The organism is Pseudomonas sp. 8Z (genome assembly GCF_902506535.1).
Taxonomy (GTDB): domain Bacteria; phylum Pseudomonadota; class Gammaproteobacteria; order Pseudomonadales; family Pseudomonadaceae; genus Aquipseudomonas.
In genome coordinates, this window is sequence record NZ_LR733826.1 from 673,878 (window position 1) to 686,688 (window position 12,811).

Sequence of the window (12,811 nt, forward strand, 5' to 3'; positions counted from 1 at the left end):
TCATCGATGCACACAAGTTAGTAGGCTCACTCCGAAAATCCCAATGACGAATTCTCACCACTCAATACCGTTTCGTTATCGATTTAACAGGCAGGCATTCAATGAATAATGATCAAGTCACATTCACCAGCGTCAGCAAATGGCTGAAGATAAAACACCTGCTGCTAGTCGATACACTGGTCAAAACTCGCAACATGCATATAACTGCCGAGCGCATGAATCTGACACAACCCGCCATCAGCAAAATGCTGCGCGACTTAGAATCACTCTTAGGATTCCCCCTGTTTGAGCGCCAAACACGCAACATGATGCCCACCGAACTCGGAGAGTTCGTGGCCCGCTATGCGCGTATCACCCTGGACGACACCCAATCATTCGTGGAACAGATCAACAAATTGCGAAGAGGCGGTCACGGTCATATAAAAGTTGGTGCCATATTTGCCGCGACCTCAATTGTATTGCCTGATGCTATCGCAAAAATAAAACTCGAACGCCCAATGCTGTCTATCGAAGTGATTGAGCAAACCAGCAATCAGCTACTGGAAATGCTTGAGCATAAGAAGCTCGATGTCATCATTGCTCGATTTACGGAAAACAGCCACTCACAACTTTTCGAATTTACCGCACTGGGACCAGAGCCTTTTTGCCTCGTCGCGAACAGCAGACACCCTCTTTGCCAACTAAGCCAAATTGACACCGAAACCCTTACTCACTGGCCTTGGGTCATGTACCCCCTCCACACGCCCATTCGACAACGCATGGAGAGTGCTTTCAAAAAATTCAATATCACGCCACCAAGCAACACGGTGGAGACAATCTCAATGCAAACATTTCTGCAACTGCTTCAGTCTGGACCGATGATCGCCATGCTTCCAGAATCCATGGTTCAGTCACAACTTCAAAGTGGTCAGTTCAAGATTTTAAATACGCCCTTCCAAGTCGCTCCCCAGGAGTACGGGGTTATCACCCGCCGGGATGAAAAACTTTCAGAGCCGACCCAAAGATTTATCGAGACCTTGCTGGAGTTCGCGCAAAACCGTCACGCACACTTAAAAAAAACAGGCCACAGCGAACTCGGCGAAGATTAATGAGGAAAAGTTATCGAGCAATCGAAAGGTCTCATTGGGCAGCTACTACGACCAATCCTATAGTGCCTGCACAAAAGCGCGGCGCTGATGGCAACCGCACACCACTTAGCAAGCAGCGAGTATGCAATGGAACTAATCGTGAAAACCGGCGCAGCGCCCGTACTGCGCCTAAACCCGCTGGACGATGTGCTGATTGCACGTCGGCCGCTGCTCGCAGGCGAAGTTCTTGAGCAAGTTGGCCTGACCATCGACCAAGCGATTGCCGAGGGCCACAAGGTCGCCTCGCGGCATATCGATGCGGGGCAACCGGTTAGGCGTTACGGCCAAATTATTGGCTTCGCCACTGCTGACATCGAAGCCGGTGAGCATGTCCATGTGCACAACTTAGGCATGGGTGAATTTACTCGTGACTATGCTTTTAGCCACGATGTGAAACCTGAATCCATTAAGAATGAAGCGCCCTCGTTCATGGGCATCATGCGCCCAGATGGTCGGATTGCGACTCGTAATTACATCGGAATCCTCACCTCGGTGAACTGCTCTGCCACTGTGGCCCGGGCCATTGCAGACCATTTTCGCCGAGACATAAACCCCGCAGCGCTGGAAGCTTATCCAAATGTCGACGGTGTGGTTGCCTTAACACACTCCGCCGGCTGCGCCGTCGATCCAGTCGGCGATGGTTTGAACCTGCTGCGCCGGACGCTAGCCGGCTACGCCACGCACGTCAATTTTGCCGCCGTGCTGGTCATTGGTCTCGGTTGCGAGACCAATCAAATAGACTCATTACTTAGCTCGCAGGGATTAGCCCGCAGCAACACCTTGCGAACATTCAGCATCCAGGACAGCGGCGGTACGTCCAAAGCTATCGCCAGCGGTATCGCCCACGTACAGGAGCTACTCGACGAAGCCAACCAGATTCAGCGTCAGCCGGTTAGCGCTCGTCATCTGACCGTAGGCCTTCAATGCGGCGGCTCAGATGGCTACTCGGGTATTACGGCCAACCCGGCGCTGGGCAACGCCGTAGATCGCCTGGTCGCCTGCGGCGGCACCGCGATTCTTTCCGAAACGCCAGAAATCTACGGTGCCGAACATCTGCTAACGCGGCGTGCTGTCAGCCGAGAGGTTGGAGAAAAACTCATTACTCGCATCCACTGGTGGGAACGCTACTGCGAGCGCATGGGGGCTGAGCTGAATAACAACCCCTCTGCCGGTAACAAGGCCGGTGGCCTGACCACTATTCTTGAAAAGTCGCTGGGAGCTGTAGCCAAGGCTGGCTCCAGCAACTTGGTGGATGTCTATGAATACGCCGAAACCGTGCGCGCCAATGGGCTTGTATTCATGGACACGCCTGGCTACGACCCCGTTTCGGCGACCGGCCAAGTTGCCGGTGGAGCCAACCTGATCGCATTCACCACCGGCCGCGGTTCAGCTTATGGCTGTGCGCCTGCACCGTCCATCAAGCTTGCAACCAATAGCGCCTTGTGGGCCAGACAACGAGAAGACATGGACATCAACTGCGGCGAAATCGCCGAAGACACCATGACCATTGAGGCATGTGGAGCGGCAATTTTTGAAATGATGTTACGCATCGCTTCGGGAGAACGCAGCATGAGCGAGCAGCATGGCTACGGGCAAAACGAGTTCGTACCCTGGCAAATCGGTGCGGTTACATGACTGCACACTTCAAATGCCCCGTACAACTGTTTATTGAACATTCAGCCTGGAGAAAACAATGTCCCTCATCACGGGCCAAAATTTTATTGGCGGCCAGCGCCGCGCCGACGGCAGCATCATCGTCAAGAGTGTAGATGCCAGCACGGGCGAAACCCTGCCCTACTCCTTCCACCAGGCAACCCCACAAGAGATCGACGACGCGGCCCGTGCTGCCGCCTGCGCGTTTCCAGCTTATCGAAGCTTGAGCGCGGTCAAGCGTGCTGATTTTCTGGACGCGGTTGCTGAAGAGCTGGACGCCCTGGATGCTGAATTCATTGAGCTGGTTTGTCGTGAAACAGCACTGCCAGCAGCCCGCATTCAGGGCGAACGCGCGCGCACCAGCGGCCAAATGCGTTTGTTGGCCAATGTACTGCGGCGCGGCGACTTTTATGGAGCCCGTATCGACCGAGCCCTCCCGCAGCGCAAACCTCTGCCTCGCTCAGACATTCGCCAATACCGCACTGCGGTCGGCCCGGTTGCCGTATTCGGCGCCAGCAATTTCCCGTTGGCCTTTTCAACTGCCGGCGGCGACACCGCCTCGGCGCTTGCGGCTGGTTGCCCGGTGGTTTTCAAAGCACACAGCGGCCATATGGCCACTGCCGAGCAAGTAGCTAACGCCATTCTCCGGGCGGCAGAGAGCTGCGGCATGCCTGCTGGTGTCTTCAACATGATTTATGGAACTGGCGTCGGTGAAGCCTTGGTAAAACACCCGCTCATTAAAGCCGTGGGGTTTACTGGCTCGCTCAAAGGAGGCCGTGCCCTCTGTGACATGGCGGCAGCTCGCCCTGAGCCGATCCCTGTTTTCGCCGAAATGTCGAGCATCAACCCAGTACTGATTTTGCCTGAGGCACTCGCGAATCGCGCTGAGATTATTGCCAAGGAACTCGTCGCATCAGTGGTTCAAGGTTGCGGCCAGTTTTGCACCAATCCAGGCCTAGTCATTGGGATTCGTTCTGAGGCCTTCAGCGCTTTCCAAGCTAGCGTGGCCACGCTTATAAACGACCAACCGGCGCAAACCATGCTCAACGTCGGCACTTTGCGCAGCTATAACGATGGCCTGCAACATCTGCACGCCCACCCCGACATCGTGCACCTGGCAGGTAGCAAGCAACAGGGGAATCAAGCCCAACCGCAGCTATTCAAAGCGGATATAAGCCTGCTGCTCGAAGGTGCCGAAATTCTTCAGGAAGAAATTTTCGGCCCCACCTCCATCTTTGTTGAGGTCGCTGACAGGGTTCAACTTAACGCCGCGCTCAATGCCCTTCACGGGCAGCTAACCGCAACTTTGATCGGAGAGCCGGATGAACTGCTGGAGTTTGCAGAGTTGACCGCCTTATTAGAACTGAAGGTAGGCCGTATCCTCATCAATGGTTATCCAACGGGTGTCGAAGTCTGTGATTCGATGGTACACGGCGGCCCATATCCTGCTACCTCAGACAGCCGCGGCACCTCGGTCGGCACACTTGCTATTGACCGGTTCTTGAGGCCGGTCTGCCTCCAAAACTACCCCGACTCCTTGCTACCAGATGCCCTGAAGGACGCCAATCCTCTAAACATCCTGAGGCTCGTCGACGGCTATCCCTCCCGTGACACGTTATGAGTTAACGTCCTTGCAGATTGCCCTTTCGGCCAACCTATAAAATCAGACTGCCATGTATTCATATATATCAGGAACAACGCAAATCTATGGGTTAGTCGGTAATCCTCTAACGACCGCAAAGTCTCCGAAACTGCTCAACCAAGTCTTTATGGAACAGCGAGCAGATGCGGTCTGCATTCCATTTGAGGTCAAAGCCAACGGGCTCTCCACCTTCGTGTCAGGAGCCAGAGCGCTTGGCAATCTCTCCGGCCTGCTGGTTACCATGCCTCACAAGCAGAACATGCTGGCTCTGGTTGATGAGCTCCATCCAACTGCGCGCCAGGTTGGCGCACTTAATGTTGTCCGCTGTGAAAAAGACGGGCGCTGGGTAGGTGCCATATTTGACGGTCTCGGTTGCGTGCTGGGAATGCAGTGGGAGGGTTATCACCCGAGCAACAAATCCGTTCTTCTCGTCGGCGCAGGAGGCGCTGGACGAGCCATCGCGTTTGCAGTTGCATCCGCGGGCGCCCGTTCTCTGACAATATCCGATGTCAACGAGCATTGTGCCAAGCAGCTCGCAGAATCAGTCACTGCGCAAACCGGATGCGCCGCCCTATCTGGGCCGCCGGACCCGCACGGTTTTGAAATTGTCATCAACGCAACACCGCTTGGAATGAACAAAACTGATGAGATGCCCGTTGATCCCGTACGGCTCGCGCCCGGTACCATTGTTGTAGACATTATCAATATACCCGATCAGACGCCGCTTTTACGCGCTGCGCAGGCGCGTGGCTGTCGTACACAAGACGGGGGGCCTATGCATGAAGGGCAGGCTGTGTACGCCCTAGCGTTCCTCGGGTTCGATTACTGTCCCGATGGCAAGTCAGCGCCAGAAGGACTGCAAGAGGAACTGCGGACACCCTTGTTCGAGTAAAGCCTGGACACCAGCAGACGCCATCAAGTTGTGAAGGGGTTTCGCTGCATTCTGCGCCGCTTGCTTAAGTGCGCGCTTCGCATCATTACATCGTCAGCTCATGGACTGTGCGAGAGGAGAACACATGAAAATCGCAGTGTTGGAGGCCAGCCACTGGCACGTCCCACTTTATCTTGATGCGCTTGAGGCGCCAGGGATCCAAGTAGTAGCCGTTTCAGATTCGGAGCAAATAAAGGGAGAAGCCATTGCTGCCCGATTTGGCAGCAGGCTGTACACATCAGCCTATGAGTTGCTAGATCGTGAAGAAGTCGATTTTGCGTTTGTGTTCGGGCGGCATTCGGACATGCCTGCGCTTGCCGAAGCCGTTATCGCACACAAAATCCCTTTTGCGATCGAGAAACCATGCGGCATCAATATGTCGCAAGTCACACGGCTGCGCACCCTGACCGAAGAAGCCAATCTGTACTGTGCAGTACCGTTGATCTTCCGCATGAGCGAATTACTTAGTGCCTTGAAAGACGCAGATGGCTGCGTTCCATCGGACTTCAACTCTCTGTCATTCCGCTTCATTGCAGGGCCACCCAGCCGTTACCAAGCGGCCGGTTCAGGATGGGCGATTGACCCCGAATTTTCCGGCGGTGGTTCTACAATCAATCTCGCGACACATTTCATAGATTTTTTCAGGTTGCTGACCGGCAAAGAGGTCGCAAAGGTCTCAGCGAGCATGAACTCCCGAACCCATAAAGGTATTGCTGAAGACTATTCATTGCTGACAATGCAAACCGAAGATGGTGTGATTGGGCTCGTAGAGACTGGATACTGCTTCCCAAGCAGTCCGGACGAGCAACGCGAATTCTCGTTTACCTTCTCGTCTGACCGTATGTATGCCAAGTCAGGTCCAGACAGAATCGAGATCCGGGATCGAAACAACCTTGCCGCCGGCACTCGAAGTCGCCGACTCCAACTGGAGACCGACATCTATTACCCACTATTCGTCAAGCGGGTCCTCGAAGAATGCCGTACAGGCGCGAAACCGCTCGCCTCTTTGCGCGATGCCGAAGCGATGATGCAGGTTATGGATGCGGCCTATGCCTCAGCTCGCCAGGGGGGGGCGCTTCAAACTCTTCCCCGCATAACAACGTGACCACAACCATTTGATCGCTTTCAAGGTAGCCCGCCTGGTTTTCAGAGCGGACGTATCAGCTCGCATTCATCGATGATAGCGCTCAATGATTTTCTTGAGCGACACATCCTCCCGCGAAGCCTTTTCAAGAGCGCCTAGCAACGCCAGTCGGCCTCTCCTCATCATCCAAGCGCGAGCAACCGGCTACGGTCGAGGGACTGGCTTTCTTGGTAGACTATGACCCTTTGCGGCACAGCCGAATCTGAACCGTGGTCTACCCGCTTTTGTTCACGCGCCGAGTGATCGTTCCCGCATCGCCCACCATCAGTGCTAAAAATCCATTTAGCAGTGCTAAGCTTTAGCAGCACATGCACAAAAACGGGCAAAAACAAGCCACTTTGGCCTTTAACCGATTTTAAAAAATGCCTCTAGAGTCAGCCTCAAAGCCAGCCACCACGCGCCATTCCCTGTCCCGCCGCTTCTGCGTGGCACCGATGATGGATTGGACGGATCGCCATTGCCGCTATTTCCTGCGCAAGCTGTCCCGCCACGCCCTGCTCTACACCGAGATGGTCACCACCGGAGCATTGATTCACGGAGACCGTGAACGCTTTTTGCGCTACAACGAGTGCGAGCACCCCATTGCCTTACAACTGGGCGGCAGTAGCCCACAGGATCTGGCGATCTGCGCGAAGATGGCCGAAGACTATGGCTATGACGAAGTAAACCTGAACGTCGGCTGCCCGAGCGACCGGGTTCAAAATAATATGATCGGCGCCTGTTTGATGGGTCACCCAGCATTGGTGGCAGACTGCGTCAGAGCAATGCAAGACGCCGTCAGCATCCCGATCACGGTCAAACATCGTATCGGCATCAATGGCCGTGACAGCTACGCAGAACTGTGCGACTTCGTAGGCCAGGTGCGTGATGCCGGCTGCCGCAGCTTCACCGTGCATGCCCGTATCGCCATCCTCGAAGGTCTGTCACCGAAGGAGAATCGCGAAATCCCACCATTGCGCTACGACGTCGCCGCCCAGCTCAAGCAGGACTTCGCTGATCTGGAGATCATCCTCAACGGCGGTATCAAAACCTTAGAAGAATGCGAACGCCACCTGCAAACCTTCGACGGTGTCATGCTGGGGCGTGAGGCTTACCACAACCCCTTCCTGCTGGCCCAAGTCGACCAGCGCCTATTTGGTGCAACACACAACGGCATCACTCGCCTGGACGCTCTTCTCGCCATGCGTCCCTATGTGGAGCGGCACCTGAGCGAAGGCGGCAGCCTGCACCATATCAGCCGCCATATACTCGGTCTGGCCCAAGGTTTCCCCGGCGCCCGCCGCTTCCGCCAACTGCTATCGACCGATCTGAACAAAGTGCAGGACCCGCTGGGTCTGCTGGATCAGGCTGCCGAGCTACTGCGCGGACACTAAGCAGGTGTGATCAGCCGGTAGCGGCTCTGCCCTGTATCTTCCACCAGGCCATGATCCTGCATGCGTCGCAGTACCTGACGCACGCTGACCAATGACAGGGGCTCACCCGCATCACTCAAACGCTGGTGCAGCTCTCGACTGGAAACACCCTGCGCATCGGCACCGTACAGCGCCTCCACAACCTTGAGCCGAGGCATGCTGAAACGCATCCCCGCAGCCTGTAACCACTGACGAAACGTCTGGTTATCGATGGGATCAGCAAGGGAACAAGCCTGCTGGGTTTGGGTCGACATATTCGGGCTCCTTGGCTACTCATCTGAAGTCGGCTCCACCGACCCTGGCGCGTTTTGCGCACCGTCTTAGTCAAAGACGAACGAGCAGACCAAAAGTACCACTGACACAGGTAAATGTTTATACGTGGCTCGCCGTTGAGCGCTCACAGCGCCTCGGGTAAGGTCACTGCATCCATCACGACAAGGCCTCGTCATGACCTCCAAGCTGGAACAACTCAAGCAGTTCACTACCGTAGTGGCCGATACCGGCGACCTCGACGCTATCGCGCGCCTGCAGCCCGTGGACGCCACCACCAATCCTTCGCTCTTGCTCAAGGCTGCAGCCCTACCCCGCTACGCAGAACTGCTCAAACAAGCCGTCAGCGCCAGCCAAGGTGATCTAGGGCTGGCCTGCGATCATTTCGCAGTCGCCGTTGGCCAGGAAATCCTCAAGGTCATACCTGGTCGTATTTCCACCGAAGTCGATGCCCGCCTGTCATTCGACACAGACGCCACCCTGCGCCGCGCTGAGCGCCTGATCGGCCTATATGAAAAAGCCGGTATCGGTCGCGAACGCGTGCTGATCAAAATAGCCTCAACCTGGGAAGGTATTCGCGCCGCTGAACAACTGGAAAAAGCGGGCGTACAGACCAACCTGACGCTGTTATTCACCTTCGCCCAAGCGCAAGCCTGCGCCGATGCAGGCATATTCCTCATCTCGCCATTCGTCGGGCGTATTTATGACTGGTACAAGAAGGCTGAAGGTCGCGACTTTGCAGGTAGTGAAGATCCAGGCGTGCAATCGGTCAGCCGCATCTATGACTACTACAAAGCCAATGGCTATAACACCGTGGTCATGGGCGCAAGCTTCCGTAATCTCGGTCAGATCGAAGCACTGGCTGGCTGTGACCGCCTGACCATCAGCCCTGATCTACTGCAAAAGCTCGCCGAAGATAACGGCGCATTAAGCCGCCAGTTGCGCCCAGGCGCCAACAGCCAAGCCCGCCAAAACCTGGAAGAAAGCAGCTTCCGCTGGGCCTTGAACGAAGATGCCATGGCAACAGAGAAACTGGCCGAAGGTATTCGCCTGTTCGCCCGCGACCAGGAAAAACTCGAAGCACTACTGGCCGCACAAGCCTGACCGGCTAGACGTCATGCCCAAAGCAGCAGCGAAAAGGGGCGCCAACTAGGCGCCCCTTTTCGTTAATCACAGATAATCAGTGCCGTTCTAGTGCGCTGACCAAATCATGAAAAGCCGCACGGTTGGATTCATTGAGCCCCATAAGAATACGATGAGCCTCTAGCACCTTCGATCGCACCACCTCTTCGGACTGATCCTGTGAAGGCAGGTCGTCGAGACACTCAAGACACGGTGCAGGCCCCTCAACAATGTTGAAAACCTGATCGAACCCCATGGACTGCAACAAACGGGTGATATCGTCATGAGTGGTCACGACAGTCGGCAGTAAGCCCACTTTTTGTCGCGAGAGAATGGACAACTTGGCCAACAAGCCGAGAGTCGTACTATCGATACTGCGCGTTTCGGTCAAATCGATAACGATGGCCGAGAAATTCAGCGCAGTGAAGATTTTTTCAATCGTGGCATCCAGAGCCGAACAAAGCGTCAGACGAACTTCGCCGACAAACTTCAGGACGAAAGTGCCGTCCTGTTCTGCGAATTGGATACGACCGGGGCTTATCCCAGGGTTCATGCAAGGTTCCTGCTCAACACCAGCAAGGCGATATCATCCGGCATCTCGCCCAGATTGGCCAGACCGAGAACTTGACGTAAACCATCAAGCGTTCCGCCAGCCTGGCTAACCAGTTGTGGTAACGCCAATTCCTTGTCCTTGAGCCTATCGCCTGGCAACAGGTCAAGAATGCCATCGGACAGCAGGGTCAAGCTGAATGAATCAGGCAGGGCCATGATTTCATCGCCATACTCGGCCTCCTCGAACAGACCGACAGGCAAGCCTCGCCCTTCAAGATAACGCGCCTGCCCCTTCTCAAAAATCACTGGCAGTGGCAGGTGCCCACCAATACTGTACGTCAGGGTTCCGCTTTCCTGATCAATCACGCCGCCGAGCATGGTCACATGCTTACCCAGCTTGCAATTAATCAGGCCACGGTTGATGTGACCGAGCACATCCGATGGCTTAAATTCCAGCAGTGCGCCCGCACGACGCCACTCGTAGAGCAAACGCGTAGTCATGAACTTGAGCAAAACGGTGATAAACGCAGAAGACGCGCCATGCCCGGAAACATCGGCCAGATAGAAAGCGATGCGCCGCTCGTCGATGCGGAAGTAGTCAACGAAGTCACCGGACAAGTACAACGATGGGATGATCTGGTGTGCGAAGTTCAGGTCATCAATCTGCCAAGGCGTTACTGGCAGCATATTCATCTGCACCTGACGGCCGGCATTCTGATCTTCCTGCAACAGATGCAGACTGGCCTGCAGCTCACGGTTGGCTGCTTCGAGCTTTTCGCGGTAGCGTTGGTTCTCTTGGCGCAAACGGTAGCGATCAAGCGCACGACGAACCGAGTGCTCAAGCACTGCAAGATCTTCTAAGGGTTTGATCAGATAATCGGCCGCGCCCAGGCGTAAAGCCTCAACGGCATCATTCATCACGCCCGCACCGGACACGACTATCACAGGCACCTCAATGCCCAGCGCATTGATGCGGCGGATCAGTTCTAGACCATCGACCTGCGGCATGCGTAGATCACAAATCATCAGATCAGGACTGGTCTGCTGGAATAACTCCAGGCCCTGTAGGCCATTACTCGCCTGCAATACCTCGAAACCGCTGTCTTCGAGATAAGCCGCAAGGCTTGCGCGTACGACCTCATCGTCGTCGATGATCAGCAAAGTGGCACTGGTTTTGTGCATGGGGAATCCAGGCAAACTGCGCCGGAGCAATTGGGTTGCAGCCGTGGCAGGAACCAAGGCGATTTCAGGAGCAGACGGTACTCCCATCCGCCGAGCGATTCAAGCCGCTGCCGGTCGTCGTTAGGCGGCTTTACAGGGGAAATCGGCGAAGGGTATAAGTGCCGCGGGACAGTTCACAAGAAGAGGAAGGCCATCCATGAGTCAGAACGATCGAGCGTACAGCGAGAAGCGCGACTTCATCCGCATGCGGCTGGAGGCCCCTGTCATATTGCACCACGCAGGTGGCGAAACACCGGCAAAATGCCTCGATCTTTCGAGCACTGGCATGCAGGTCGAAGCGCCTGTGAGGCTGGAGATGGGCGCTAAGGTACGCGTCCATATCCCCTCTGAGCACAACGAATTGTCCGGACTGGATGCCGAAGCAGAGGTGGTTCGTGTGACCGAACTGGACGACGGACGGCAATCTCTGGGCCTGGCCATCCTATCGATGCGCTGAAACCAATGGCAACAAAAGCGGCCATCCCCAGCGCCTGCATGACGATTCAGCGAGTTAAAAGACAATGCCCCTATCGATAGGGGCATTGTCTTTTATGGGGCATATACCCCGAATGATGCAGGCAACAGATCAACAGAGACTGACTGAGAAAGTCACTCGCTGCGGCTATGAGGTCAGATGCGGAATTGACGCACTAGCGCGTTGAGGCGATCGCCCAAACCCGCCAGACTGCGCGCCGTTAGCGCCCCTTGCTCGGTTTCACTGGCGACGCTGTCAACAGCACCGGCGATCTGGTGCACGCTGCGATTGATCTCTTCTGCCACCGCCGTTTGCTCTTCTGCAGCACTAGCGATCTGCGCATTCATCGCATTGATGGTAGCGATTAATTGCGCAATGGCATCCAGCGAAACACCCGCCTTATTCGCCTGTTCGCTAGTCAGTTCACCGGCATCGCTGGAACGACGCATAGCCGTAACAGCCCCGCGTGTACCTTGCTGCAGACGATCGATCATGCCCTGAATTTCCTGTGTGCTTTGCTGCGTACGGCTAGCTAGAGCACGTACTTCGTCAGCAACCACGGCGAACCCCCTCCCAGCCTCGCCAGCACGGGCCGCCTCGATGGCCGCATTGAGTGCCAACAAGTTGGTCTGCTCGGCAATGGAGCGGATCACGTCGAGAACACTGACAATCGACTGTACGTCTTGTTGCAAACTATCGAGAGAAACGCCACCACTGCGGATATCTGCCACTAGTGCGTGAATGCTCTGAATGCTGCCATCAACGACGCGCTTGGCCTCCTGGCCCTCATGGTCGGTCTGCTGGGCTGCTTCGGCAGCACCCTGCGCGCTTTTGGCAACTTCCTGAGCGGCGGCTGACATCTCATTGATAGCCGTGGCGACCTGATCGGTTTCATGACGCTGCTGTGCCATCGCCTGTTCGGAACGCTGGGCTTGGGCAGAAACCTGGCCGACCAACTCGGTAAGCTGGCCAGTCATTTCTGCAATTTGCCGTACCAGGCCATGGATCTTCTCGACAAAGCGATTGAAGGAACCGGACAGTTGGCCCAGTTCATCCTGGCTGGCGATCGGTAGACGGCGCGTCAGATCGCCCTCTCCTGCAGCGATATCATCTAGATTATTTTTGATCTGCAACAGTGGCCGTAAAAAGGCATTGCCCAGCCAAACACCGACTACCCCAAAGATCACCAGCAACACGGCTGCCACAATCAAAATACTGGTGAGGATTGTATTGATACGCCTGTCGATGGCTGCCTGCACCTC

The 12,811-nt window shown here is 55.5% G+C and carries 12 protein-coding genes; 8 read left to right on the forward strand and 4 right to left on the reverse strand.

Going from position 1 to position 12,811, the window contains the following annotated elements; genetic code table 11:
• The first annotated feature begins 101 nt into the window (after nt 1-101).
• The 6 genes from AERO9A_RS12520 (at nt 102) to dusA (ending at nt 7,870) form a co-directional block, all read left to right on the forward strand.
• Nucleotides 102-1,088 carry a LysR family transcriptional regulator gene (locus AERO9A_RS12520; protein ID WP_159972266.1) on the forward strand — a complete coding sequence of 329 codons (987 nt, stop codon included), beginning with the start codon at nt 102-104 and terminating at the stop codon, nt 1,086-1,088.
• A 126-nt stretch (nt 1,089-1,214) separates the two neighbouring features.
• A complete protein-coding gene (locus tag AERO9A_RS12525; protein ID WP_159972267.1) occupies nt 1,215-2,762 on the forward strand; it encodes a UxaA family hydrolase in 1,548 nt (515 codons plus the stop codon).
• Nucleotides 2,763-2,820: 58 nt separating this feature from the next.
• The gene (locus AERO9A_RS12530) at nt 2,821-4,401 is read left to right on the forward strand and encodes an aldehyde dehydrogenase (NADP(+)) (RefSeq protein ID WP_159972268.1); all 1,581 of its coding nucleotides are present in this window, start codon (nt 2,821-2,823) and stop codon (nt 4,399-4,401) included.
• A gap of 52 nt (nt 4,402-4,453) precedes the next feature.
• On the forward strand, nt 4,454-5,314 hold the full coding sequence (locus AERO9A_RS12535; protein ID WP_159972269.1) for a shikimate dehydrogenase: 861 nt from the start codon (nt 4,454-4,456) through the stop codon (nt 5,312-5,314).
• A gap of 124 nt (nt 5,315-5,438) precedes the next feature.
• Nucleotides 5,439-6,458, forward strand: a complete 1,020-nt coding sequence (locus AERO9A_RS12540; protein WP_159972270.1) for a Gfo/Idh/MocA family protein — start codon at nt 5,439-5,441, stop codon at nt 6,456-6,458.
• A 401-nt stretch (nt 6,459-6,859) separates the two neighbouring features.
• Entirely contained in the window at nt 6,860-7,870 is a 1,011-nt protein-coding gene (dusA, locus tag AERO9A_RS12545) for a tRNA dihydrouridine(20/20a) synthase DusA (protein WP_159972271.1), read from the forward strand.
• Here dusA and AERO9A_RS12550 read toward each other — a convergent pair.
• Nucleotides 7,867-8,163: a transcriptional repressor gene (locus AERO9A_RS12550; protein WP_159972272.1), complete on the reverse strand. Its 297-nt coding sequence runs from the start codon at nt 8,161-8,163 to the stop codon at nt 7,867-7,869. The genes dusA and AERO9A_RS12550 overlap by 4 nt on opposite strands.
• A gap of 193 nt (nt 8,164-8,356) precedes the next feature.
• Here AERO9A_RS12550 and tal point away from each other — a divergent pair, with 193 nt between their 5' ends.
• Nucleotides 8,357-9,283 (forward strand): transaldolase, encoded by a 927-nt coding sequence (gene tal, locus AERO9A_RS12555; RefSeq protein ID WP_159972273.1) that lies wholly within the window; start codon nt 8,357-8,359, stop codon nt 9,281-9,283.
• 76 nt (nt 9,284-9,359) lie between these two features.
• On the opposite strand, the gene rssC is transcribed toward tal, so the two are convergent.
• Together rssC and rssB are read right to left on the reverse strand one after the other, a co-directional pair.
• Nucleotides 9,360-9,842 (reverse strand): anti-sigma factor antagonist RssC, encoded by a 483-nt coding sequence (rssC, locus tag AERO9A_RS12560; RefSeq protein WP_159972325.1) that lies wholly within the window; start codon nt 9,840-9,842, stop codon nt 9,360-9,362.
• 8 nt (nt 9,843-9,850) lie between these two features.
• Nucleotides 9,851-11,035 (reverse strand): two-component system response regulator RssB, encoded by a 1,185-nt coding sequence (gene rssB / locus AERO9A_RS12565; RefSeq protein ID WP_159972274.1) that lies wholly within the window; start codon nt 11,033-11,035, stop codon nt 9,851-9,853.
• A 196-nt stretch (nt 11,036-11,231) separates the two neighbouring features.
• Here rssB and AERO9A_RS12570 point away from each other — a divergent pair, with 196 nt between their 5' ends.
• The gene (locus tag AERO9A_RS12570) at nt 11,232-11,531 is read left to right on the forward strand and encodes a PilZ domain-containing protein (RefSeq protein WP_159972275.1); all 300 of its coding nucleotides are present in this window, start codon (nt 11,232-11,234) and stop codon (nt 11,529-11,531) included.
• Between the two features lie 173 nt (nt 11,532-11,704).
• Here the strand turns inward: AERO9A_RS12570 and AERO9A_RS22835 are convergent, their stop codons facing one another.
• Nucleotides 11,705-12,784, reverse strand: a complete 1,080-nt coding sequence (locus AERO9A_RS22835; RefSeq protein WP_372239678.1) for a methyl-accepting chemotaxis protein — start codon at nt 12,782-12,784, stop codon at nt 11,705-11,707.
• Nucleotides 12,785-12,811: the final 27 nt, after the last annotated feature.